The following is a 23,061-nucleotide window of genomic DNA, read 5'->3' as shown; positions in this document are numbered from 1 at the left end:
ACCGAAGTGCGCAGGAGACCCAAGTGAGTGAGTTGCTGGCCCAGTACGGCCTGTGGCTGTTGTTTGCCGTGGTGCTGGCGGAGCAGCTCGGGGTGCCGATTCCGGCCATGCCGCTGGTCATGCTGGCCGGCGCGCGCGTGGCCGACGACCCGATCTACGGGGTGATCGCCCTGCTGGTGGCGGTACTTGCGTCAACGCTGGGTGATCTGGCCTGGTACGTCGCCGGCCGCCGGCACGGCCATCGCGTGCTGAAGCTGCTGTGCCGCATTTCGCTCTCGCCCGACACCTGCGTGCGCACCAGCGAATCGACCTTCACCCGTTACGGTCTGGCGACGCTGGTGATCGCCAAGTTCGTGCCCGGCCTGTCCACGCTGGCGCCGCCGCTGGCCGGTGCCCTGGGCATGCGGCCGGGCGCCTTCATGCTGTTCAATACGGCCGGTGCCGTGCTGTGGGCCGGTGCCGCGCTGGCCATCGGGCTGGTGTTCCACGAACAGATCGGCGCCGTGCTCGACTATCTGGCCGGCCTGGGTTCGGTGGCGGCCGCGGTGGTCGGCACGCTGCTCGCGTTGTACATCGGGTATCGCTGGTTCGACCGCCAGCGCGCGATGAAGGCGCTGCGCGCGGTCAGGCTGGCGCCCGCCGACCTGCTGGACATGCTCGACAGCGGCGTCGACGTGACGGTGATCGACGTGCGCTCGGGGCTGATCACCGACGCCGAACCGGTGCGCATTCCCGGCGCGCTGCAGATCGCGCTCGAACGGATCGATGCCGAGGCGCACCGGCTGCCGCGCGACCGGCCGGTCATCGTGTATTGCGCGTGCCCGAACGACGTGTCGGCGGTGCGTGCCACCTTGAAGCTGCGCGCGGCCGGCATCGCCGACGCGCGTCCGCTGCTCGGCGGCATCGACGGCTGGAAGGCGGCCGGCTACCGGCTGGAGGCGATCGAGCCGGCCGCCGGCGTTTGACCCGGCATGCGCAGCGCCGTAGGCTGCGCGCCCTTGTTGTCCATGCACTGAACCTGAACACCTCAGTTGATCGCTTGAAACATCGATGGAAGACAGTGACTTTGCAACTTTCCTGCTTTCGCCCGGCCTTCGCCCTCCGGGTGAGCGCGCTTCGCCGCCCTGTGCACGGCCGGCGGGGTGCCCGGCTGCGTTGCTCGTCCTTGCAGGGAGCATCCTGCCGCGTCCTCGCGCCTTGCCGTACACCCCGCCAACCCTGCCCATGGCGTCGATCAAATGAGGTTTTCAGGTTGAACGCATCATGAGCCTGACCGCCTGCGGCATCGATTTCGGTACCTCCAACTCCACCGCCGCGGTGCACGACGGTGCGGTCGCCCGTCTGTTGCCGCTGGAAGCGGGTCGGCTGACGCTGCCGTCGGCCGTGTTCTTCAATCTCGACGAAGACACGATGTCATTCGGCCGCGCGGCGCTCAACGAATACCTCGAAGGCTACGAGGGACGGCTGATGCGCTCGATGAAAAGCCTGCTCGGCAGCGGCCTGATGGACACCGGCACCGATGTGGGCGGCCGTCACCTCGCGTTCCGCGACCTGATCGGCGGCTTTCTCGCCGAAATCCGCAAGCGCGCCGAAACCGCGGCGCGCTGCGGCTTCGACCAGGTGGTCATCGGCCGGCCGGTGTATTTCGTCGACGATGACCCCGAAGCCGACCAGCTGGCCGAAGACACGCTGGCGCAGATCGTGCGCGGACTGGGCTTCCGTGATGTCAGTTTCCAGTTCGAGCCGATCGCCGCGGCGCATGCGTTCGAACAGACCGTCGAGCGGGAATCGCTGGTGCTGGTGGTCGACATCGGCGGCGGCACGTCCGACTTTTCCCTGGTCCGCCTGTCGCCCGAGCGGCGCAACGCGACCGACCGCAGCGCCGACCTGCTGGGCACCAGCGGCGTGCATATCGGCGGCACCGATTTCGACAAGCGGCTCTCGCTCGCCTGCGTCATGCCCGAGCTGGGCATGGGTGGTCTGCTGGCCAGCGGCGCCATCCTGCCCAACACTACCTATTTCCAGCTGGCCACCTGGCACACCATCCATCTCGCCTATCCGCGCGCCGTGCTGGCCAGCCTGCAGGACATGCGGCTCGACGTGGTCGACACGAAGCGCTTCGACCGCCTGCTGCGCGTGGTGCGCGAGCGCAGCGGCCACCGCATCGCCATGCGTTCGGAAGCGGCGAAGATCGAACTGTCGCAGGCGCTCGCCTGCGAGCTCGATCTCGATGTGGCCGAAGCCGGCCTGGCGGTGACGCTGACGCGTCCGCAGTTCGAAGCCGCCATCGCCGCCGAGATCGAACGCGTGTGCGCCGCCGCGCAGCGCTGCCTGGATCACGCCGGTGTGCGGGCGGATACGCTCGACACGCTGTTCTTCACCGGCGGCTCGAGTGCCGTGCCGGTGCTGCGTGATGCGCTGTCCCGGCGCTTCCCGAAAGCACGCCCGGTCGAGGGCGACCTGTATGGCAGCGTCGGCTGTGGCCTGGCCGTCGTGGCGAGGCAGCGCTACGGTTGATTCACCGTTGCGGGGCGAGTTGCCGGGCAGCATGGCTGTGGCCGCGTCCCCGGAATCACGGCGAGGCCGCAAACGCAGGGCTGTGGGAGCGACGTCCCCGTCGCGATCAGTGCAGCGATGGCCGCGATGCGAAGTCCGTATCGCGGCGAGGGCGGAGCGGGGGTTTCGGCGAGCACTGCTCGCCGCCCGCAGAGCCGGCTGGCCATGCAGGGCCAGCAGTGGATCGCCGCTCACACCCAGCCCCACCGCAGCACGACAACACCCGGCACGCCCGCAGCAAGCCGTCGGCTCACCCACCTGACCGTGGCCGTTCGATGCCGAGCTTTTTCATGCGCGAGCGCAGCGTGCCGGCAGCCAGGCCCAGCGTGGCGGCGGCGCCGGATTTGCCTTCGATGACCCAGTTGCGGTCGCCCAGCACCTGGGTGATGTGGCGGCGCTCGACCGATTCGAGGTCGAGGGCGGTGGCCGGGGTCGCAGTTGGCGGACCCGTGTTGTCGCCCAGCGGGGGCACGTCGAGCACGCTGCCGCGGCACACGATGGTGGCGCGCTCGATCACGTTCTGCAGCTCGCGGATGTTGCCCGGCCAGTCGTAGGCCTGCAGCCGCTCCAGCGCACGTGCCGACACGCCGTCGATCGCCTTGCCATGGTCGGTCGAGAATTTCTTCAGGAAGTGCGCGACCAGCGCCGGAATGTCTTCGCGTCGCTGGCGCAGCGGCGGCAGCTCGACCGGGAACACATTGATGCGGTAGTACAGGTCGGCGCGGAAGCTGCCGTCCTTCACCATCGCCTTGAGGTCGCGGTGGGTGGCGACGACGATGCGCACGTCGACCTTGACCGTGGTCTGCCCGCCGACGCGCTCGAATTCGTGTTCCTGCAGCACGCGCAGCAGCTTGGCCTGGGTGTCCGGTGGCAGCTCGCCGATTTCGTCGAGGAACAGCGTGCCGCCGTCGGCCAGTTCGAAGCGGCCGAGACGGCGTGTCGCGGCGCCGGTGAAGGCGCCTTTCTCGTGGCCGAACAGTTCGCTTTCGACCAGATTCGACGGGATGGCCGCGCAGTTGAGCTTGATGAAGGGCTTGTCCCTGCGGTCGCTGCGGTCGTGCAGTGCGCGTGCCAGCGCTTCCTTGCCGACGCCGCTTTCGCCGAGGATGAGCACGGTGGCCGACGTGCCGGCGACCTGGTCGATGCGCGCCAGCACCTCGTTCAGCTTCGGGCTCTGGCCGACGATGTCCGATGACGGTGTCGCGGTCAGCATTTCCGCCTTCAGGTAGACGTTCTCGTCGGCCAGACGCTTGCCCAGTTCGCTGACTTGACCCAGCGCATCGTTCAACGCGCGTTCGGCGTCGCGTTGCGCGGTCACGTCCACCGGGTAGGCGTGGAATACCTGATCCTGTTCGATGTAGTGCGCCTTGCAGTGCAGGACGCGGCCGCCCACCGGGTATTCCCAGTCGGCCGACGGCGGAGTGGCCTCGCGCAGCGCGCGCAGCCGCTCGGCGAGATCGTCCGGCAACAGCCGCAGCGGCTCGCCGCCGGCGTGACCGACGCCCGCCAGCAGGTCCCGAGCACCCGGGTTGGCGTAGGTGACCACACCGGTGCTGTCCAGCCGCAGCACGGCCGATGGGTTGCGCTCGGGAAACAGCGCGATCGTGCGCTGATGGCTGCTGGCGTCGAAATAGCGCTTCAGGTTGAACGCCACCAGCGTGCCGAGCAGCAGCAGGAAACCCGAGTAGCCATAGACGATGAAGGCGATGAAGCGCGTCGCCGCGTGAGTTTCCTCGACGCTGGCGCTGAATTCGCGGCGGATGTCGTCGACGATGCTGGCCAGCTCACCCCCCATCTGATCGGCGTGCAGGCCGACCTGCGACAGCAGTGCCATGGCTGCGCCATCGTTCGGGCGCGGGCTGGACAGCGCGCTTTCGAGTTGTTCCGCCAGGCTCTGCACTTCGCCCAGGCCGATGCGGCAGATCGTCGCGTCCTGGTCGTCGAGCGCGTTGTCCAGCTTGTCCAGATGGGTCACCAGCATGGCGTGATTGCTGCGGTACCGCTGCCGGAATTCATTCACGTCGCGGCTGGCGTAGTAGCGATACAGGATGGCTTGCTGTGCCGCGATCGGTCCGCGCAGGCTCGAGATCGCCTCCAGCGCGGGCAGGCGCATCGTGAACAGTCTTTCCGACGCCTGTTCGAGCGCCCGCGTCTGCAGATACACCGCGCTGGCCAGCACCACGCTGATCACGGTCGCGACGATGAAGGCGATGACCAGGCCGCGGGCAGGCGGCTTCACCAGCACGCTGGCGTCGGCCGGGCGGGCTTCGTTCTCGGACAGCGGAAGGGGAAAGGGAATGGGCGGGGGCGGCAGGGGCATCGCGGGCATCGGTCATCACGGGTCGTTGGACCCTCGATCAGACCGGCGCGACGGCGCCAACCTTACCCTTCGGTGCCCGGCGTGCCCGCGACCGGTCGTGGCCGTGTGTCATCGGTCACGGCCGGCTGCCAGCCGCCGCCCAGCGCGCGGAACGATGCCACTGCGGCCCGGGCGGCGTCGGCTTCGGCCTGGATGCGCGCGTCGCGCGCGCGCAGCAGCCGGCTGTCGGCGTCGAGCACCTCGACCAGACTGACCACGCCGCCCTGCCAGGCCGCGAAGGCACGCGTGCGTGCCCGGGTCAGCGCCGCCTCGCCGGTGCTCAGCGTCGCCGCCTGCGCCTCGCGCTTGACCAGCGCGGTGAAGGCATTCTCGACCTCTTCGGTGGCACGCAGCACGGCCTGCCGGTAGTGCGCCAGCGCCTCGGCTTCGCCGCCGCGGGCGGCGGCCACTTCGGCGTCGACGCGTCCGAAGTCGAACAGGCGCCAGCGCAGGCCGGCGGCCAGACGTGCCTGCGCGGCGCCCGACGCGATCAGGCTGCCGCCGCCCGCCGTGGCAAAACCCAGCAGGCCGGTCAGCGCCATGCGAGGGTAGTACGCGGCGATGGCTTCGCCGATGCGCGCATTCGAGGCGGCCAGCCGGTATTCGGCCGCCATCAGGTCGGGCCGGCGCCGGATCAGGCTGGCGGGGCCGCCCGCCGTGGCGACCGCCGGCGCACGCGGCAGCGCAGCGGGCGGTTCCAGTTCTGCGCGCCAGTGGCCGGGGGCATCGCCGGTCAGCACGTCGAGCGCGAACATCGCAGCATCGCGCCCGGCTTCGAGTGCGGGCAGCGCGGCCTCGACTTCCGCCAGCGCGCCCTGTGCCTGATCGTGCTGCAGTTCGGCGGCCAGACCGCGCGACACCTGCAGCGCAATCAGCCCGACCAGACGGCGCTGCGTATCGATCTGTTCGTGCAGCACCTGCAGCCGCGACTGCAGCGCCCGCACATAGATATAGGTGTCGGCCGCCTGCGCCACGACGGCCAGTCGCGCGCCGGCCTCGCCGGCACCGGCCGCCAGATAGTCGGCGCGCGCGGCGTCCTCGCCGCGCTGCAGGCCACCGAACAGGTCCAGTTCCCAGCTGGATCCCGCATTGAGCGCGTATTCGTCGGCCGTGCGGTCAAAGCCGGGGCGCGCGTCGAGCAGGCGACCCAGCGGCATCTGCATCGAAAGTCGACCGGTGGCCGCCTCGGCGCCCAACTGGCCGGACGGGCGCTGGATGGCCGTACGCACCGCCAGCCCCGCACGCGCCTGTTCGAGCCGTGCCGCCGCGACCGCCAGATCGAGGTTGTCGGCCAGCACGCGTGCGACGATGCGGTCGAGCAGCGGGTCGTCGAAGCCGGTCCACCAGCGCGCGGGATCTTCGGCACCCGCCGGCGCGCTGCGCGCGTCGACGGCGCCGGCCGACACGAAATGCGTGCCGGCCGGTGGTTCGGGGCGGCGGAAGTCGGGGCCGACCGCGCAGCCGCTCAGGGTGAGGCCGGTCAGCATCCAGACGGCGGCGGTCGGCAAGCGGCGGAGGGATGACGGCATGGCGCACTCCTGATAAAGAGTTACAAGTTTATATACTCGTTACTCGTTGTCAATGCAGGGTCGACCTTGTAACCTTACTTCATGGATGACATCGCAGCCCACGACACCCCTTTGGCGACCGGTCAGCGTGGCCCGGTCGAACACGAACGGCGCGAGCAGATCATCGCCGCCGCCGACGAACACTTCCGTCACTACGGTTACCAGAAGACCACGGTGGCCGACCTGGCGCGCGCCATCGGCGTGTCGAGCGCCTACGTCTATCGCTTCTTCGAGTCCAAGCAGGCGATCGGCGAGGCGGTCTGCAGGATGACGCTGCAGCCGCTGGACGAACGGCTGATGGCCATCGCGAGCGAGGACGCGCCTGCCGCGGATCGGCTGAGACGCTTCTACCGCGCGCTTTTCGAAGAGGGCTTCGAACTGTTTTTCAACGAGCGGCGGCTGCACGACATCGTGGTTGCGGCGGTCGAAGAGGGCTGGGGCTCGGTGGCGCAGCACAAGGACGCCATCCTGCAGGCGCTGTGCCGCATCGTCGCCGATGGCCGCGCGCGCGGCGAATTCGAGCGCAAGACACCGCTCGACGAGGTGTGCCGCGCCATCTTCGTCACCACGTCGCCGTTCTGCCATCCGGTGATGCTCGAACAGACGCCGCGCGAAGAGATCGCCGTGAACGCGGCGGCGGTGTCCAGCCTGGTGCTGCGCAGCCTTTCGCCTTGAGCAACAGTTTTCAGGTTACTAGTTGACTTATTCGTAACTTGTTACGAAACTGGGCGCTCTCTTTCCGAAAGTGCCCGGTCATGGATGCCCGCCCGCTTCGCCTCCCCGCCGTCATCGGCGTCGTCTTCGCAATCCCGCTCGTTCTTGCCCTTGCCGCATGCACCCAGCCGGCACAACCCGACCCGCGCACCGGTGTGCCGCGCGTGGCGGTCGCCGTCGTGCAGCCGGATCGCGCGGCGTCGCAGTCCTACACCGGCGTGGTGACGTCGCGCGTGGTCGGCGATCTGGGTTTCCGGGTCGCCGGCAAGGTGGTCGAGCGTCTGGTCGATACCGGTGAGACCGTACGGCGCGGCCAGCCGCTGATGCGCCTCGATGCCGCCGACCTCGATCTGGCGCTCGCGGCGCAGGCCGCGGCGGTCGAGGCGGCGCGGGCGCGCGCGGTACAGGCGCGCGCCGACGAGCAGCGGCTGCGCGGAATGGTGGAGCAGGGTGCCGTGTCGGCCCAGGTGCGCGACCAGGCGGTCGCCGGCGCCGACAGCGCGCAGGCCCTGCTCGACGCGGCGCTGGCGCAGCAGCAGGTGGCGCGCAATGCGGCCGGCTACGCTCTGCTGGTGGCCGACAGCGATGGCGTGGTGGTGGACACCCTCGTCGAACCGGGCCAGGTGGTGCGCGCCGGCGAGCCGGTCGTGCGGCTGGCGCGCTCGGGCGCGCGCGAGGCGCTGGTCAATCTGCCCGAATCGGTGCGCCCGGCCGTCGGCTCGGGCGCCACCGCCACCTTGCACAGCCTGCCGGGCACCCCCTTCACGGCCCGCCTGCGCCAGTTGTCCGATGCAGCCGACCCGCGCAGCCGCACCTTCGAAGCGCGCTACCTGCTCGACGGCGCCGCGGCGCAGGCACCGATCGGCAGTACGGTGACCCTTGCGCTCGACCGCATGTCGGGCGAAGCAGCGGGCGAGCGGGTGCGGGTACCGATCGCCGCGCTGCACGACGCCGGCCAGGGCCCGGGCGTGTGGGTGATCGAACAGGCCGGCGACACCAGCCGCGTCGCCTTCCGCCCGGTCACGCTGGCCGGTCTGGGTCACGACAGCGCGTCGATCTCCGCCGGTCTGCGTGCCGGTGAACGCATCGTCGCGCTCGGCGCCCATCTGCTGCGTGACGGCAGCGCGGTGCGCGGCCTCGACACGGCCCTCGCCGCCGCGGGGCGCGTGCCATGAGCCGCCTCAACCTGTCGGCGCTCGCCGTGCGCGAGCGCGCGGTCACGCTGTTCCTGATCATCGCGGTGGCGGTGTCCGGCGTGTTTGCCTTCTTCAAGCTGGGCCGGGCCGAAGACCCGGTGTTCAGCATCAAGGTGATGACCTTCAGCGCCGCCTGGCCCGGTGCCACCGCACAGCAGATGCAGGATCTGGTGGCCGAGCCGCTGGAAAAGCGCATGCAGGAACTGGCCGGCTACGACCGGGTGGAAACCTTCACCCGGCCCGGCCTGATGTTCGCCACGCTGACGCTGAAGGATTCGACCCGCCCGGCCGACGTGCCGGAGCAGTTCTACCAGGCGCGCAAGAAGCTTGGCGACGAGGCGCGCCGCCTGCCGCCCGGCGTCTACGGGCCGTTCATCAACGACGAGTATTCCGACGTGAATTTCGCGCTGTATGCGCTCAAGGCGCGCGACCTGCCGCAACGCGATCTGGTGCGCGAGGCGGAGCGGCTGCGCGAGCGGCTGCTGCGCGTGCCCGGTGTGAACAAGGTGAACATCATCGGCGAGCGGCCGGAGCGGGTGTTCGTCGAGTTGTCGTACGAGCGGCTGACCACGCTGGGCATCGATGCGCGCGACATCTTCGATGCGCTGGCGCGGCAGAACGCGGTGACGCCGGCCGGCTCGGTCGGCACCGACGGCCCGCGCGTGTTCCTGCGGCTCGATGGCGCCTACGCCGGTGTCGACACGCTGCGCGACACCCCGGTGCGCGCCGGCGATCGCACCTTCCGGCTGGGCGACATCGCCGACATCCGGCGCGGCTTCGAGGATCCGGCCACCTTCCTGATCCGCCACGACGGTGCGCCGTCGATGATCGTCGGCGTGGTGATGCGGCCCGGCTGGAACGGCCTGGAGCTTGACCGCGCACTCGCCGCCGAAGAAGCGGTCCTCGCCGCCGAACTGCCGCTCGGGCTCAGCTTCACGAAGATTTCCGACCAGGCGGTGAACATCACCCAGGCGGTGGACGAATTCATGCTGAAGTTCTTCGTCGCGCTGGCGGTGGTGACCGGCGTGAGCTTCCTGTCGCTCGGCTGGCGCGAGGGCGTGATCGTCGCCGCGGCGGTGCCGCTGACGCTGGCGGCCGTCTTCATCGCCATGCTGATGACCGGGCGCGAATTCGACCGCATCACGCTGGGTGCGCTCATCCTGTCGCTCGGCCTGCTGGTGGACGACGCCATCATCGCCATCGAAATGATGGTCGTGAAGATGCAGGAAGGCATGGCGCGCGTCGAAGCGGCCGCACACGCGTGGACGGTGACCGCCGCGCCCATGCTGTCCGGCACCGCGGTGACGGTGATCGGCCTGATGCCGGTCGGCTTCGCCGCGTCGAGCGCGGGCGAATACGCCGGTAACATTTTCTGGATCGTCGCCTTTTCGCTGCTGATGTCCTGGCTGGTCGCCGTGGTGTTCACGCCCTATCTGGGCGTCAAGCTGCTGCCGGCCGTGGCCGTCGTGCCCGGCGGCGCGCGTGCCATCTACGACACGCCGCGCTACCGGCAGCTGCGCGCGCTGGTCGCGTGGTGCGTGCGGCGCAAGGGCACCGTGGCGCTGGTCGTGCTGCTCATGTTCGGTGCATCGGTGGCGGCGATGGTCGTCGTGAAGAAGCAGTTCTTCCCGGTGTCCGAGCGGCCGGAATTGATCGTCGAAGTGACGCTGCCGTCCGGCAGCGACATCACCGCCACGCAGCGCACGACCGAAACGGTCGAGGGCTGGCTGCGGCTGCAGCCGGAATCGAAGGTCGTCACGGCCTACATCGGGCAGGGTGCGCCGCGCTTCTTCTTTTCGCTGTCGCAGGAGCTGCCCGATCCGGCGTTCGCCAAGATCATCGTGCTGACCGCCGGCGCCGCGGAACGCGACCGTCTCAGGCAGCGACTGCGCGAACGCGTCGCCGAGGGCCTCGCGCCGGAGGCGCGCGTGCGTGCCACGCAATTGCTGTTCGGCCCGCCGGTCCCCTTCCCGGTGTCCTACCGCGTCAGCGGGCCCGACCTCGACCGGCTGCGCGCGATCGCCACCGACGTCGAGGCGGTGATGCGCGCCCACCCGGACATGCGCGAAGTGCACCGCGACAATACCGGGCCGGCCGCCACGCTGCGCTTCGTGCTCGATCAGTCGCGGCTGCGCCAGATCGGCCTGTCGCCGGCCGAGGCGGCACAGCAGCTGCAGTTCCTGCTCGACGGCGTGACGGTGACGGAGCTGCGCGAAGACATCCGTTCGGTGGCCGTGGTGGCGCGGGTGGGCGGCTCGATACAGGCAAACCCGCGAAGCGACCCGGCCACGCTGGATGCCCTGTCGCTGATCGCCGCCGACGGCCGGCGCATTCCGCTGGCCCAGATCGGCCGCACCGAGGTGCGGCAGGAAGAGCCGGTGCTGCACCGGCGCGACCGCCACCCGACCATCGTGGTGCGCGGCGACATCGCCGAGCACGTGCAGCCGCCTGACGTGTCGGCCGGCATCGACCGTGCGCTGACCGACCTGCGCGCCGCGCTGCCGGACGGCTACCGCATCGACACCGGTGGCTCGATCGAGGAAAGCAACAAGGCCAATCTCGCGCTGGCGGCGGTGTTCCCGGTCATGCTGCTGCTGATGCTGACGGTCATCATGATCCAGGTGCGTTCCTTTTCCGCGATGACCATGGTGTTCCTGACGGCGCCGCTCGGGCTGATCGGTGCGGCGCCCGCGCTGCTGCTGTTCGACCAGCCGTTCGGCTTCAACGCCATCCTCGGCCTGATCGGGCTGGCCGGCATCCTGATGCGCAACACGCTCATCCTGGTCGGCCAGATCGAAGCCAACAGTGCCGCCGGCCTGGATCGCTACGATGCCGTCGTCGAGGCCACCGTGCAGCGCGCCCGGCCGGTGCTGCTGACCGCAGTGGCGGCGGTCCTGGCGTTCATCCCGCTGACCACCTCGACCTTCTGGGGCGCGCTGGCCTATACCTTGATCGGGGGAACCGCGGTCGGCACCGTGCTGACGCTGCTGTTCCTGCCGGCGCTGTTCGCGTTGTGGTTCCGCATCGGCGCACCGGCCGCCGGACACGCCCCTTCGCGTCCCCCTCGCTTGCAGACGGAGCACTGAAATGCAGACATCGAACAGCGGCAACTGGGCCCTCATCACCGGCGCATCCAGCGGTCTGGGCGTCGAATTCGCCCACATCCTCGCCGCCCGGCGCATGAACCTCGTGCTGGCCGCGCGCGGCGTCGCCGACATGGAACGGCTGGCCGAGGCGCTGCGCAGCACGCACGGCATCGAAGTGGTCGTGGAAGGCATCGACCTGTCCCAGCCCGGCGCCGCCGCCGAGCTGAAGCGGCGCACCGATGCGCGCGGGCTGCGCATCGAAACGCTGATCAACAACGCCGGCTTCGGTCTGCACGGTCCGCTGCTCGACGCCGATACGGTGCGGCTGGCGCAGATGCTGCAGCTCAACATGGTCACACTGACCGAACTGACGCAGCAGTACGGGCAGGACATGGCGCGCCGCGGGCGCGGCCGCATCCTGCTGGTGGCCAGCCTGCTCGGCTTCATGCCGGCGCCGTTCTACGCTGCCTACGCGGGCACCAAGCACTATGTGCTGGCGCTCGGCGAGGCGCTGCACGACGAACTGGCGCCGGCCGGGGTGACGGTCACCGTGCTGTCGCCCGGCGTCACGAAGACGGCGTTCTTCAAAGGCTCAGGCCACCATGTGTCGGCCACGTTGAACCTGATGATGATGGCGCCGCGCCCGGTCGCCGAAGCGGGCATCCGCGCGCTGATGCAGGGCCGCGCCGGCGTGGTACCGGGGCTGGCGAACAAGCTGTCCGCCTGGTCCGCACGCCTCGCGCCGCGCAGCGTGCAGCGCCGCATCATGCAGGCGCTGCTCGCCTGAAGTGCGCCGCTGAATGAAGACCGCTGTTGGGCATCGCTGCGCTCACCCCAACCTACAAAAGCATCCGACGGCGGCGTGACGACCCGTAGGTTGGGGTGAGCGCAGCGATGCCCAACATCACCCCGTCATCGCGCGCGCCCACGTCGATTACCGCCCCAACCAAGCGCGCTACGGCGGCGCGCCGTGGGCGGCTGCAAGCATGTCGTCGACGCGCACGAACTTTTCCGCCGGCTTGTCACGCGCCTGCCCGCGCGCCTGTTCGACACGTTCGATGGCCTGCCAGGCGGCGAAATCGATGACCCGGTGCGACCGGCTCTCGAGCAGCGCCATCAGCGCCTGCCGACCCGGTCGGGGTAAGGCAAAGCCCTGCACATCCTGCAGCAGCCCGGCCACCGTGTCCAGGCTGTCGGCGCGGTTGGTGCCGATGACGCCGGTCGGGCCGCGCTTGATCCAGCCGGTGACATACCAGCCCGGCAGCGGCTGGCCCGCGGCATCGACGATGCGGCCGCCGGCGTTCGGGATCACGCCGGCGCGTGCATCAAAAGGCAGACCCGGCAGCGCAGTGCCGCGGTAGCCCACGCTGCGGAACACCAGACCGGCGTCCAGTTCGTACTGCTGTCCGGTCGGGACGGCCGACTGCTCACCCGGCTCGCCGGACAGTTGCTGCCCGGCCAGCGCGATCCTGCGCACGCGTTCGTCACCGTGCAGGGCGGCCGGCGCGCGCAGGAAGTGCAGGTGGATACGTCGCCCGGCTTCCATCGGCCGGGCGACGAAGCCGCGCAGGATGTCCAGATTCTTCGCTGCATGCACGACGCCGGGCAGCGCCAGTTCGCGCCGGCAGGCCTCGCCGGGTTCGAGCGCCGCCGGATCGACCACCGGCTGCCAGCCGGGCAGGGTGCCCAGTTCGCGCAGCTCCTTCGGTGTGAATTTCGCCTGCACCGGACCGCGCCGCCCCACGAGGTGGATGTCGCGGATGCGCGAGCCTGCCAGTGCGTCGAGCGCGTGCTGCGCAATGTCCGTGCGGCGCAGTTCGTCGACCGGCCGGGCGAGGATGCGGCACACGTCGATCGCCACATTGCCCTGGCCGATGACCACCGCCACCTCCTGCGACAGGTCGAACGACAAATGTGCGTGATCCGGGCTCCCGTTGTACCAGCCGACGAAATCGCCCGCCGCATGCACACCCGGCAGGTCTTCGCCGGGAATGCCCAGCGTGCGGTCCGCCCCGGCGCCGCAGGCCACGATGACCGCGTGGTACATCGCCGCCAGCTCGTCGGCGGTCACGTCGCGGCCGAGCGCCACATTGCCGAAGAAGCGCAGCTTGGGGTCGGCGGCGATCTGTGCGAACACTGCGCTGACCGACTTCAGCTTCGCGTGATCCGGCGCCACGCCGAAGCGCACCAGCCCGTAAGGCACCGGCAGGCGCTCCAGCAGGTCGATCTCGACGTCGAGCCCGCTCGCCAGCAGCGCCTCCGCGGCGTAGAAGCCGCTCGGTCCGCTGCCGACGATGGCGACGCGCAGCGGTTTTCCGTCATCGGACATCGCGATCAGAAGCCGAGCTGGCGGCGCTTTTCGTCGGCCCCGTCCAGCGGCGGCAGTTTGCTGCGGATCACCGGGTAGCGCTCCGCTGCCTTCGCATTGATGTCCATCCAGTGCAACTGGTCTTCCGGCAGGTCGAATTCCTCGACGATGGCGCGCACCGGGCAGGCCGGTATGCACGCGCCGCAGTCGATGCACACCTGCGGGTTGATGTAGACGCGCACCTCATTGACATGGAAGCAGGCCACCGGGCAGGACGTCACGCAGTCGGTGAAACGGCAGCCGCGGCAGCTTTCGGTCACGACATGGGTCATGGCGCCCTCATACCTTCCGCACTTCGACCAGGTTGTCGCAGTAGGTGCCGGCCTGACCCAGATTGCAGTGGCGCGCCGACGTGGTCGAATTGACCGCGGTGCCGCTGCGGTTCAGACCCGGCCAGTGGCCGACATTGGTCATCATCAGGCCGGGCGACACGTCCTCGCTCAGTTCGGCGCGCGCCTCGAAGGCGCCGCGCTCGTTGAACACGCGCACATAGCTGCCGTGCTCGATCGCCCGCTTTCCCGCATCGACCGGGTGGATCACGATGAGCTGTTCGCCCTGCCGGCGCTGCTGTGTCGGCTCGTTGGCGTACTGCGTGTTCAGGAAGGCGTGCGGCTTCGGCGACACGAGGTTCAGCGGATAGCGGCTGGCCGCTTCGGAGGCCGCGTTTTCGTGCGACGGGATGTAATTGGGCACCGCATCGACCGGCGTGCCCGGCTGCATGCCTTCATAGCCCGAGCGCCACACCGGCACGACGAAATTGCCGCCGGCCGCCGCGCTGGCCGCGAATTCGCACTTGCCCGACGGCGTCTTGAAATTGCCCTCGGCATGCGGCGCGCGCTCGCCCGGCAGACCGACGTTGAGCCGCATCCAGCCCTTGTCCTTGAGCTTTTCCAGCGTGATGCCCTGCATCGCCGGCGCGTCCCAGTCGTACGAGCGGCGGATCATTTCCTCGTCGCTCAGCGACCAGTGCTCGTCGGTGAAGCCCATGGCGCCCGCCAGCCGGCGGAACAGTTCGACATTGGGCACGCATTCGCCCGGCGGCTTGATCGCCGGCGTATTGAGCATCACGTACAGATGACCCCAGGTCACCATCAGGTCGAGCTGTTCCGCCTGCATGGTGGCCGGCAGCAGGATGTCGGCGTACTTCGCGGTGTCGGTGATGAACAGTTCGCTGGCCACCGTGAACAGGTCTTCGCGCATCAGCCCGGCCACGATCTGGCCGGCGTTCGGCGCCTGCGATACCGGGTTCGAGTTGTAGACGAACAGCGACTTGATCGGCGGGTCGAGCGGCATGGCACCGGTCAGCGCCGCGCCCAGATCGAGTTCGTTGATGACGCGCGTGCCCGGCTTGATCCAGTCCGGCCGGCACATGAAGTCGAAGCGGAACGGAAACTCCCAGATCGGCATTTCCACCGTGCCGCCACCGACATGGCGCCAGGCGCCGGTCAGCGCCGGCAGACAGGTGATGGCGCGGATCGCGTCGCCGCCGCCCGGGCTGCGCTCCACCGCCACGCCCTGGCGGATCGCCGACGGCTGCGTGGTGGCGTATTCGCGCGCCAGCGTCAGGATGTCCTGCACCGGAATGCCGGTGATCTCGGACACCCGCTCGGGCGGAAACTCGGCCGCGCGCGCCGCCAGCTGGTCGTAGCCCACGGTGTACTTTTCGACGTAATCGGCATCGACCAGGCCTTCGGCGATGATCACGTTCATCATGCCCAGTGCCAGCGCGCCGTCGGTGCCCGGCTTGATGCGGATGTGCCAGTCGGCCTGCTTCGCGGTGCGCGTGCGCACCGGGTCGATCACCACCACCTTGGCGCCCTTGGCCTTCGCCTCGACGATGAAGGGCCAGGCGTGCAGATTGGTGTTGAGCATGTTCATGCCCCACACGATGATGTACTTCGAATGGGCCAGGCTTTCCACGTCGAGCCCGCCGGTCGGGCCCACGGTCATGATCCACGCGGTCGACGAGCCGGATTCGCAATAGGTCTTTTCCGCCACCGACGAACCGAGCCGGTTGAAGAAGGCGTCGCCGGCGGTCAGGCCATTCAGCGTGCCCTGATGGCCGAGGTAGCCGTGCGGCATGATGGCCTGCGAGCCGTACTGGTCGATGATGTCGGTCCAGCGTGTCTTGATTTCCGCCAGCGCCGCGTCCCACGAAATGCGCTCGAACATGCCCGAACCCTTCGGCCCGACGCGCTTCATCGGGTACAGCAGGCGGTCCGGGTTGTAGTGGTGCTCGGCGAAATTCTTCAGCTTCACGCACAGCCCGCCACGCGTCATCGGGTGATCCGGGTCGCCCGTCACCTCGACCAGCTTGTCGTCCTCGACGTGGTACAGGAAGGCACAGGTGTCCGGACAATCCTGCGGACAGGCGCCGCGCACGACGCGCGTTTCACTCAGATGCACTGACATGGAAGTCTCCCGGGGGGCGTTGAAGGCTGGGTCGCCGGTCGCGTCGATGACGCACCGGCGGCGCTACTGCACCGACAGAAGATAGGAGACGAAGCACCTGAGGCGACAGGGCCAGTCAGCGAAAAAAGAGGGGTGCCAGGGGGTGGGGCGGTCTCAGACGGTGTGAAGCGCCTGCCCGAGCCGGGCGATCCCCTGTTCGATCTGCGCCTCGGTCAGATGCGTGTAGCCCAGCAGCAGGCAGCGGTCGGCATTCTCCAGATGCTCAAAGAACCACGCCGGGCTGTCGGCCAGTGGCTGCACACCCACGCCGAGTTCGAGCGCGGCCTGTTGTGCGGCGGCGGCAGTCGGTGCTTCGGGCGGCAGCGTGAGCAGTACGTGCGAGCCGGCGTCGGCGCCGCTGATGCGCCCGCCCGGCAGGTGGCTGCGCAGGGCGCTGACCAGGGCGTCGCGGCGCGCTTCGTTGGCGTGCAGCAGGCGACGCAGATGGGTGTCGAAGCTGCCGTCGCGCACGAACTGGGCGAGCGCGGCCTGTTCCAGCCAGGCGAGGCCGTTGTCCATCAGCGACTTGATGGTGACGGCGGTGCGCATCAGGTCGCGCGGCACGACCATGTAGCCGATGCGCAGGCCGGGGCCGATCGAGCGCGAGAAGGAATTCAGGTAGATGACGCAGCCGTTGCGGTCGAGTGACTGCAGCGACGGCAGCGGCGCGCCGTCGTAGCGGTAGTCGCCGTCGTAGTCCACTTCGAGGATGTACGCGCCGGCCTTGGCCGCCCATTCCAGCAGGGCTAGGCGGCGGTGCAGCGGCATCGTGACGCCGGTCGGAAACTGGTGCGACGGCGTGACGTACACCAGTTTCACCCGGCTTTCCGGCAACCGGCTGACGTCGATCCCGTGCGGGTCGACCGGCACCGGAATGATGTGCGCGCCATAGCTTTCGAACAGGAAGGCCGCGCCGCGATAGCTGGGCGCTTCCATCACCACCGGCGTGTGCGTGCCGACGAAAAGATGCGCCACCAGATCGATGCCCTGCTGGAAGCCGGCCACCAGCAGCACCTGTTCGACCAACGCCACCATGCCGCGCGTCGGGCCGAGCCGGCTGGTGATGAGCTGCCGCAGTTCGGGCAGGCCGGCTGGGTCGCTGTATTCGCTCATGCGCTCGGCCGCGCCGCCCAGGCATTCGACGATGAGCTTGCGCCAGATCTTTTCCGGGAAATTGCGCGCGTCCGAGCGGCCGAACACGAAATCGGCGATCAGGCGCGGCGAGCTGGGCCGGTGCAGCCCGGTCAGGCCGCGTCCGCCGTAGGGCAGCGGCAGGTTCATCGCGCGGTGCAGGCTGCCGCTGCGATGTTCCGGACGCGCCGGCGCCTGGCCGATCAGCGTGTCGGGCAGGGTTTTGCAGACGAAGGTGCCGACCGCCCGCTCGGTGTACAGATAGCCTTCACTGATCAGTTCGTCGTAGGCGGCGGTGACCGTGTTGCGCGATACACGAAGCTGTCGGCCGAGGTCGCGCGTCGCCGGCACCGGCGCACCGGGTGCCAGCCGGCGGTCGAGGATGAGCGCGCGCAGTTGCGCCACGATCTGCGACTGCAGTGTGGTGGCCGACGACGCATCGATGGAAAGGGGCAGTTGCAACGGCGCTCCGTCCGGACAGTGGTGAATGAAAGCCTGACCTTCAACCCGGCTTCGGCCGCACTGCCTGAACGTGGTTCCCGCCATGCTACCGACTCGCCCGGCTCCCCGGCGAACTTGGTGCTCTGGCTAACAGACCCGGCACGGACAGACGCGCATGCTCGGCCCGAAGACCGATTGCGAAGATCAAACGTGTCAGCGTCGGGCCGAACGACTGACGCCATGGCGCGTCAACCCTGTACGCCACGCATGGGTACATCGGCGGCTGAGCGATCCGCCCGCCGATCTGCGCTGCAACGGCATCCTGCTCCACCATCCGACACAGGAGATCCTCATGGACGCACCGGTACACAGCACTGCGCAACTGTTCGCACAGCTCGGTCTGCCCGCAGACCCGGGATCGATCTACCGCTTCATCGACACGCACCGGCCGCTGCACGACTCATTGAAGTTGGCCGACGCGCCTTTCTGGACGCCGGCTCAAGCAAGCTTCCTGCGCGAAGGCCTGCAGGCTGACGCCGATTGGGCACCGATCATCGATGCACTGAACGCGGCCCTGCACGAAACGACCGAGCCGCCTGTGCTCAACGCGCCTTGCGGAACGTGAGATTGATGCGGCACACCCCGGTCGCCGGGTGCGTGCCGCGGGCCAGCGGCAGCACGCCGTGAAAGCGCAGCCGCGCCGGTCCGCCCCACACCACCACATCGCCGTGTACCAGATGCAGTTTGAGCGTCGGGTCGGTGCGCTGGATGCCGCCCAACAGGAAGGTCGCGGGCAGGCCCAGCGACACCGACACGATGGGTGCGCCGAAGTCGCGTTCGTTCCTGTCCTGATGCAGCGTGAGCCGCGCACCGGGGGCGTAGCGGTTGATCAGGCAGGCATCCGGTTCGAAACCGGGGAAGCCGCCCTGCGCGGCCGCATCCCGCGCCAGCATGCCGAATAGTGCTGGCATGGCCGGCCACGGCAGGCCGCTGTGCGGATCGCGCGCGGCGTAGCGGTAACCCTGCGCGTCGGACGTCCAGCCCAGTTCGCCGCAACTGGTGGTGGCGACCGACATCGTGTAGCCGCCGGGCGTCACCATGTGGCGCAGCGGTGCAAGCGTGGCCACCGCATCGATCGCAGCGAGCAGGGCGGCGGCGTCGTCCAGCGCGAAGCCGCGCAGCAGGGCGGCACCCGGTACGAGGGTGACCACGCCGGCGGTGCGCTCCAGCGCATCGAACAGACCGTTCATGTCCCTTCTCGCTCGATCAGCGCGCGCTTGCGCTCGATGCCCCAGCGATAGCCCGACAGCGCGCCGTCGCTGCGCACCACGCGGTGACACGGGATGGCCACCGCCAGCGTGTTGGCCGCACAGGCGCCGGCGACCGCGCGCACCGCTTTCGGCACGCCGAGCCGCGCCGCCAGTTCGCGGTAGCTCAGCGTGTGCCCGGCCGGAATGTCGCGCAGCGCCTGCCACACGCGCTGCTGGAAGGCGCTGCCGCGAAGGTCCAGTGGCAGCGCGAAGCCGATCCGCGGTGCGTCGACGAAACCGACCACCTGTGCCACGCGCTGTTCGAACGCCGCATCGCCGCCGATCAGGCGCGCATGCGGAAAGCGGTCCTGCAGCGCGCGCGCCAGTGTGTCGGGGTCGTCGCCCAGCGAGATCGCGACCACGCCGAGCGGGCTTTCCGCGACCAGGATGGCGCCGAGCGAGCACTGGCCGAGCGCGAAGCGGATGTCGGTGTCGGCGCCGCCCGCGCGATAGCGGCCCGGCGTCATGCCGAGCAGGGCGCCGGACGTTTCATACAGGCGGCTGCTGGAACCGTAGCCGGCGTCGTGCAGCGCGTCGGTCACCGGCGCACCCTGCATCAGATGGTCGCGCAGGCGCTCGGCCCGGCGCGCGGCAGCCCAGGCGCGTGGCGTCAGACCGGTCACCGACTTGAACAGGCGGTGCAGATGAAAGGCGCTGACGCCGGCGTGCTTCGCCAGCGCGTCGAGCGGCGGGGGCGATTCGGAGTGCTCGATCAGCCGGCACAGGTCGGCGACGAGGGCGGCCTGCCGTTCGGTGCGCGGCGGCTGATCCGGTCGGCAGCGTTTGCAGGCGCGGAAACCGGCGCGTTCGGCGTCGGCCGCGCTCGCGTGGAAGGCGACGTTTTCGGGTCGCGCGGTGCGCGCGGCGCACGACGGGCGGCAGTACACGCCGGTCGTTTTCACCGAATAGAAGAAGTTGCCGTCCGCCGCGGCATCGCGCGCGACGACCGCCGCCCAGCGCGGGTCGGCCCGCGTGGCAGCCGCACGCGCGGCGACATCCGGTGCTTCATGGCGGGTCGATGCGTCCATCCGGAATCCTTCGCGCCTGCGTGTCGATGGCCGCACTGTAGTCGCCGTCCGGCGCGTGCGCACTCCGGTCCTTGCTTTCGAATTCGGTCTTGCCGGTGCGCCATCGCGCATCGATACTGCTCCGCCATGACGCACACCCGAGAAGTGCTGGACGCCGCCGAACGCCATCTTGCCGCCCTCGACGACGACTGGGCGCGGCTGATCGCGACCGTCGGCCCGTGCGGGCTGGCACCCGGCCCGGTGCGCGAGCCCTGGCAGGCGCTGGTGCGCGCCGTGGCCTACCAGCAACTGCACGGTCGCGCCGCGGACGCCATCATGGGTCGACTGCTGGCGCGTCACGGCGGCGATTTCCCGACGCCGCAGCAACTGTTCGATACGGATGTCGATGCCTTGCGCGCCTGCGGCTTTTCGGCGCGCAAGGCCGACACGCTGCGCGGCATCGCCGAGGGCGCGCTGAGCGGCCGGGTACCCGGCCGCGACGAAGCCCTGGCGCTGGCCGACGACGCGCTGATCGAGCGCCTGACCGTGTTGCGCGGCATCGGTCGCTGGACGGTGGACATGCTGCTGATGTTCACGCTCGAACGCAGCGACGTCCTGCCGGCCGACGATTTCGGCGTGCGCGACGGCTACCGGCGGCTCAAGTCGCTCGATGCGCTGCCCACCGCGCGGCAGATCGCAACACTCGGCGCGGCGTGGGCGCCGCATCGATCGGCGGCGAGCTGGTACTTGTGGCGGGTGCCGAAGTGACGGCACGGGCTACCAGTACTTCTCGAACAGCATGCTGCCGGCGTTGCCGCGCCGGCACGGCACGAAGTCGCGCCCGTTCAGCAGGGCGCGCATGTCGGTCGTGAAATCCGGATTGCCACACACCATGACGCGGCTGGTCGCGGGGTCGAGCGGTGTCTGCGCGTGCTGCGCCAGCGTGCCGTCGGTGATCAGCGCCGGAATGCGCCCGCTCAGCGCCGATGCGCCAACTTCGCGGGTGACGATGGGCAGGTAGTTCAGCCGCGCGTCGGTCGCCGCCAGCGCTTCCAGTTCGTCGCGGTAGGCCAGTTCGGCCGCCAGCCGCACGCTGTGCACCACGATGAGGCGCCGGTAGCGGTCCAGCGCGCCCGGCGTGCGCAGCAGCGACACATAGGGCCCGAGCCCGGTGCCGGTCGCCAGCATCCACAAGGTGTCGCCGGGCGCCAGTTGCGGTTCGAGGAAGAAGCCGAAGATGGCCGACGCGAGCTGGACCGACTGGCCCACCTCGATGCGCGACAGCGGCTCGCTGAACGCGCCACCCGGAATCAGCACGATGAGGAATTCGAGCTCCGGGTCGTCGGTGGCCGACACGATGGAATAGGGCCGCCACACGGTCTGACCGTCGGAGCCGGTCAGCCCGAGCTTGGCGTAGTGGCCGGGCGCAAAACGAAAGTCTTCCGGACGGTCGATGCGCAGCGACCACAGCATCGGCGTCCAGCGCTGCAGCGCAGTCACGCGCTGCAGCGATGCGCGCGGGGCGGTGGGATCGGCAGTCGTCATCGTTCGAGCCTCCGGCGTGTTGAGTTGCGGGCCTGCACATCGATAGGGCTGCCGACACCGGACTTCGTTCCTTCACCGCCGGCTCGGCTGACGGTTCGCGCGGCAGGCACAGTCCGCTATCATCGCTGCGCCCGCTGCCTGCGCCGATGCTGCTAACGGACAGGCACCCGAGACCGGCGCCACAACAACAGGAGGAGACAGCATGACGGAGCACGCCTATTACAACCAGGCCGTTCACGGCCCGTACGAAACCCACAGCATCGGTGACCACGTGCTGGAAGAGGGCGGCACGATACGCGGCTGCACGCTGGCGTACGCGACCTTCGGCACGCTGAACGCGGCGAAGGACAACGCCATCCTGGTGCCGACCTGGTACTCGGGCACGACCAAGATCATGGAGCAGGTGTACATCGGCGCCGGTCGCGCGCTCGATCCGGCGAAGTATTTCATCATCGCCATCAACCAGATCGGCAACGGCCTGTCGACCTCGCCGCACAACACGCCCTTCCCGGGTGGCGGCCCCAATTTCCCGCGCGTGCGCATCGGCGACGACGTGCGCGCGCAGCACACGCTGATCACCGAAAAGTTCGGCATCGAAAAGCTGGCCCTGGTGGTCGGCGGCTCGATGGGCGCGCAGCAGACCTACGAGTGGGCCGTGCGCTACCCGGACATGGTGCGCCGCGCGGCACCGATCGCCGGCACCGCGAAGAACACGCCGCACGACTACCTGTTCGCCGAAACGCTGATCGAAGCCATCACGTCCGACCCGGCGTTCAAGGGCGGCTGGTACGGCTCGCCGCTCGAAGTGCATCAGGGTCTGCGCCGCCACGCCAAGATGTGGGCGGTCATGGGCTGGAGCACGGAATTCTTCCAGCAGGACCGCATCAAGGCGCTCGGTTTTTCGTCGGTCGATGATTTCATCACCAACTTCATGAACGGCTATTTCGGTGTGATGGAGCCGAACGACCTGCTGTGCATGGCATGGAAATGGCAGCACGGCGACGTGAGCCGCCACACCGGCGGCGACCTGAAGGCGGCACTCGGCCGCATCAAGGCGAAAACCTTCGTCATGCCGATCTCGACCGACATGTTCTTCCCGCCGGCCGACTGCGCTGCCGAGCAGAAGCTGATCCCGAACAGCGAACTGCGCGTGCTCAACACGATAGACGGCCACCTCGGCCTGTTCGGCACCGACGCCGGCTACACCGAACAGGTGGACAAGCACTTGCGCGAACTGCTGGCTTCGGCCGCCTGAGCGCAGTCCGTCGTCACACCCCGGGCGGCTGCGTCGTGGCCGTCAGGGGTGCATCCGTCCGTCGTCGTGTGGAG

At 69.2% G+C, this 23,061-nt stretch carries 18 protein-coding genes; 9 read left to right on the top strand and 9 right to left on the bottom strand.

Going from position 1 to position 23,061, the window contains the following annotated elements; all coding sequences use genetic code 11:
* Window positions 1-23 precede the first annotated feature (23 nt).
* Window positions 24-965, top strand: coding sequence for a VTT domain-containing protein (locus ACTIFF_RS04185; protein ID WP_439535696.1), 942 nt, complete (start codon window positions 24-26; stop codon window positions 963-965).
* A 298-nt stretch (window positions 966-1,263) separates the two neighbouring features.
* Window positions 1,264-2,517 (top strand): Hsp70 family protein, encoded by a 1,254-nt coding sequence (locus ACTIFF_RS04180; protein WP_257092602.1) that lies wholly within the window; start codon window positions 1,264-1,266, stop codon window positions 2,515-2,517.
* A 289-nt stretch (window positions 2,518-2,806) separates the two neighbouring features.
* Here the strand turns inward: ACTIFF_RS04180 and ACTIFF_RS04175 are convergent, their stop codons facing one another.
* Window positions 2,807-4,876: a sigma-54 interaction domain-containing protein gene (locus ACTIFF_RS04175; RefSeq protein WP_439535695.1), complete on the bottom strand. Its 2,070-nt coding sequence runs from the start codon at window positions 4,874-4,876 to the stop codon at window positions 2,807-2,809.
* A gap of 62 nt (window positions 4,877-4,938) precedes the next feature.
* Window positions 4,939-6,444, bottom strand: a complete 1,506-nt coding sequence (locus ACTIFF_RS04170) for an efflux transporter outer membrane subunit (protein ID WP_439535694.1) — start codon at window positions 6,442-6,444, stop codon at window positions 4,939-4,941.
* 81 nt (window positions 6,445-6,525) lie between these two features.
* Between ACTIFF_RS04170 and ACTIFF_RS04165 the strand changes: the two genes are divergently transcribed.
* The 4 genes from ACTIFF_RS04165 (at window position 6,526) to ACTIFF_RS04150 (ending at window position 12,266) form a co-directional block, all read left to right on the top strand.
* The gene (locus tag ACTIFF_RS04165; RefSeq protein ID WP_439535693.1) at window positions 6,526-7,158 is read left to right on the top strand and encodes a TetR/AcrR family transcriptional regulator; all 633 of its coding nucleotides are present in this window, start codon (window positions 6,526-6,528) and stop codon (window positions 7,156-7,158) included.
* Window positions 7,159-7,238: 80 nt separating this feature from the next.
* On the top strand, window positions 7,239-8,372 hold the full coding sequence (locus ACTIFF_RS04160) for an efflux RND transporter periplasmic adaptor subunit (protein ID WP_439535692.1): 1,134 nt from the start codon (window positions 7,239-7,241) through the stop codon (window positions 8,370-8,372).
* The gene (locus ACTIFF_RS04155; protein ID WP_439535691.1) at window positions 8,369-11,479 is read left to right on the top strand and encodes an efflux RND transporter permease subunit; all 3,111 of its coding nucleotides are present in this window, start codon (window positions 8,369-8,371) and stop codon (window positions 11,477-11,479) included. Before ACTIFF_RS04160 ends, ACTIFF_RS04155 begins: the two co-directional genes overlap by 4 nt.
* Window position 11,480: 1 nt before the next feature.
* A complete protein-coding gene (locus ACTIFF_RS04150) occupies window positions 11,481-12,266 on the top strand; it encodes an SDR family NAD(P)-dependent oxidoreductase (RefSeq protein WP_439535690.1) in 786 nt (261 codons plus the stop codon).
* Between the two features lie 168 nt (window positions 12,267-12,434).
* Here the strand turns inward: ACTIFF_RS04150 and ACTIFF_RS04145 are convergent, their stop codons facing one another.
* The 4 genes from ACTIFF_RS04145 to ACTIFF_RS04130 form a co-directional block, all read right to left on the bottom strand.
* On the bottom strand, window positions 12,435-13,808 hold the full coding sequence (locus ACTIFF_RS04145) for an FAD-dependent oxidoreductase (RefSeq protein ID WP_439535689.1): 1,374 nt from the start codon (window positions 13,806-13,808) through the stop codon (window positions 12,435-12,437).
* A gap of 5 nt (window positions 13,809-13,813) precedes the next feature.
* A complete protein-coding gene (locus ACTIFF_RS04140) occupies window positions 13,814-14,119 on the bottom strand; it encodes a ferredoxin family protein (protein WP_257092618.1) in 306 nt (101 codons plus the stop codon).
* A 7-nt stretch (window positions 14,120-14,126) separates the two neighbouring features.
* Complete coding sequence (locus ACTIFF_RS04135; protein WP_439535688.1) at window positions 14,127-16,259, bottom strand: molybdopterin-containing oxidoreductase family protein; 2,133 nt, start codon at window positions 16,257-16,259, stop codon at window positions 14,127-14,129.
* 153 nt (window positions 16,260-16,412) lie between these two features.
* Complete coding sequence (locus tag ACTIFF_RS04130) at window positions 16,413-17,891, bottom strand: PLP-dependent aminotransferase family protein (RefSeq protein WP_439535687.1); 1,479 nt, start codon at window positions 17,889-17,891, stop codon at window positions 16,413-16,415.
* A 331-nt stretch (window positions 17,892-18,222) separates the two neighbouring features.
* Between ACTIFF_RS04130 and ACTIFF_RS04125 the strand changes: the two genes are divergently transcribed.
* Entirely contained in the window at window positions 18,223-18,495 is a 273-nt protein-coding gene (locus ACTIFF_RS04125; protein ID WP_439535686.1) for a DUF2789 domain-containing protein, read from the top strand.
* Here the strand turns inward: ACTIFF_RS04125 and alkB are convergent.
* Both alkB and ada read right to left on the bottom strand, forming a co-directional pair.
* Window positions 18,473-19,120 carry a DNA oxidative demethylase AlkB gene (alkB, locus tag ACTIFF_RS04120; protein WP_439535685.1) on the bottom strand — a complete coding sequence of 216 codons (648 nt, stop codon included), beginning with the start codon at window positions 19,118-19,120 and terminating at the stop codon, window positions 18,473-18,475. The genes ACTIFF_RS04125 and alkB overlap by 23 nt on opposite strands.
* Window positions 19,117-20,208: a bifunctional DNA-binding transcriptional regulator/O6-methylguanine-DNA methyltransferase Ada gene (gene ada / locus ACTIFF_RS04115; RefSeq protein ID WP_439535684.1), complete on the bottom strand. Its 1,092-nt coding sequence runs from the start codon at window positions 20,206-20,208 to the stop codon at window positions 19,117-19,119. The genes alkB and ada overlap by 4 nt, the downstream gene beginning before the upstream one ends.
* 126 nt (window positions 20,209-20,334) lie before the next feature.
* On the opposite strand from ada, the gene ACTIFF_RS04110 reads away from it, so the two are divergent.
* Window positions 20,335-20,955, top strand: coding sequence for a DNA-3-methyladenine glycosylase family protein (locus tag ACTIFF_RS04110; RefSeq protein WP_439535683.1), 621 nt, complete (start codon window positions 20,335-20,337; stop codon window positions 20,953-20,955).
* A 9-nt stretch (window positions 20,956-20,964) separates the two neighbouring features.
* On the opposite strand, the gene ACTIFF_RS04105 is transcribed toward ACTIFF_RS04110, so the two are convergent.
* Entirely contained in the window at window positions 20,965-21,732 is a 768-nt protein-coding gene (locus ACTIFF_RS04105) for a ferredoxin--NADP reductase (protein ID WP_439535682.1), read from the bottom strand.
* A gap of 202 nt (window positions 21,733-21,934) precedes the next feature.
* Between ACTIFF_RS04105 and ACTIFF_RS04100 the strand changes: the two genes are divergently transcribed.
* Window positions 21,935-22,987 (top strand): alpha/beta fold hydrolase, encoded by a 1,053-nt coding sequence (locus ACTIFF_RS04100; RefSeq protein WP_439535681.1) that lies wholly within the window; start codon window positions 21,935-21,937, stop codon window positions 22,985-22,987.
* Window positions 22,988-23,061 lie beyond the last annotated feature (74 nt).

The organism is Methyloversatilis sp. (genome assembly GCF_051861465.1).
GTDB lineage: Bacteria > Pseudomonadota > Gammaproteobacteria > Burkholderiales > Rhodocyclaceae > Methyloversatilis.
The sequence above is the reverse complement of the archived record's forward strand: the minus strand, read 5'-3'. Positions and strand labels throughout refer to the sequence as shown.

Bases quoted from the DNA above. Each gene is read 5' to 3' on its own strand.
- ACTIFF_RS04180 (WP_257092602.1), top strand. From the start codon at position 1,264: ATGAGCCTGACCGCCTGCGGCATCGATTTCGGTACCTCCAACTCCACC.
- ACTIFF_RS04175 (WP_439535695.1), bottom strand. From the start codon at position 4,876: ATGCCCCTGCCGCCCCCGCCCATTCCCTTTCCCCTTCCGCTGTCCGAG.
- ACTIFF_RS04170 (WP_439535694.1), bottom strand. From the start codon at position 6,444: ATGCCGTCATCCCTCCGCCGCTTGCCGACCGCCGCCGTCTGGATGCTG.
- ACTIFF_RS04165 (WP_439535693.1), top strand. From the start codon at position 6,526: ATGGATGACATCGCAGCCCACGACACCCCTTTGGCGACCGGTCAGCGT.
- ACTIFF_RS04160 (WP_439535692.1), top strand. From the start codon at position 7,239: ATGGATGCCCGCCCGCTTCGCCTCCCCGCCGTCATCGGCGTCGTCTTC.
- ACTIFF_RS04155 (WP_439535691.1), top strand. From the start codon at position 8,369: ATGAGCCGCCTCAACCTGTCGGCGCTCGCCGTGCGCGAGCGCGCGGTC.
- ACTIFF_RS04150 (WP_439535690.1), top strand. From the start codon at position 11,481: ATGCAGACATCGAACAGCGGCAACTGGGCCCTCATCACCGGCGCATCC.
- ACTIFF_RS04145 (WP_439535689.1), bottom strand. From the start codon at position 13,808: ATGTCCGATGACGGAAAACCGCTGCGCGTCGCCATCGTCGGCAGCGGA.
- ACTIFF_RS04140 (WP_257092618.1), bottom strand. From the start codon at position 14,119: ATGACCCATGTCGTGACCGAAAGCTGCCGCGGCTGCCGTTTCACCGAC.
- ACTIFF_RS04135 (WP_439535688.1), bottom strand. From the start codon at position 16,259: ATGTCAGTGCATCTGAGTGAAACGCGCGTCGTGCGCGGCGCCTGTCCG.
- ACTIFF_RS04125 (WP_439535686.1), top strand. From the start codon at position 18,223: ATGGACGCACCGGTACACAGCACTGCGCAACTGTTCGCACAGCTCGGT.
- alkB (WP_439535685.1), bottom strand. From the start codon at position 19,120: ATGAACGGTCTGTTCGATGCGCTGGAGCGCACCGCCGGCGTGGTCACC.
- ada (WP_439535684.1), bottom strand. From the start codon at position 20,208: ATGGACGCATCGACCCGCCATGAAGCACCGGATGTCGCCGCGCGTGCG.
- ACTIFF_RS04110 (WP_439535683.1), top strand. From the start codon at position 20,335: ATGACGCACACCCGAGAAGTGCTGGACGCCGCCGAACGCCATCTTGCC.
- ACTIFF_RS04105 (WP_439535682.1), bottom strand. From the start codon at position 21,732: ATGACGACTGCCGATCCCACCGCCCCGCGCGCATCGCTGCAGCGCGTG.
- ACTIFF_RS04100 (WP_439535681.1), top strand. From the start codon at position 21,935: ATGACGGAGCACGCCTATTACAACCAGGCCGTTCACGGCCCGTACGAA.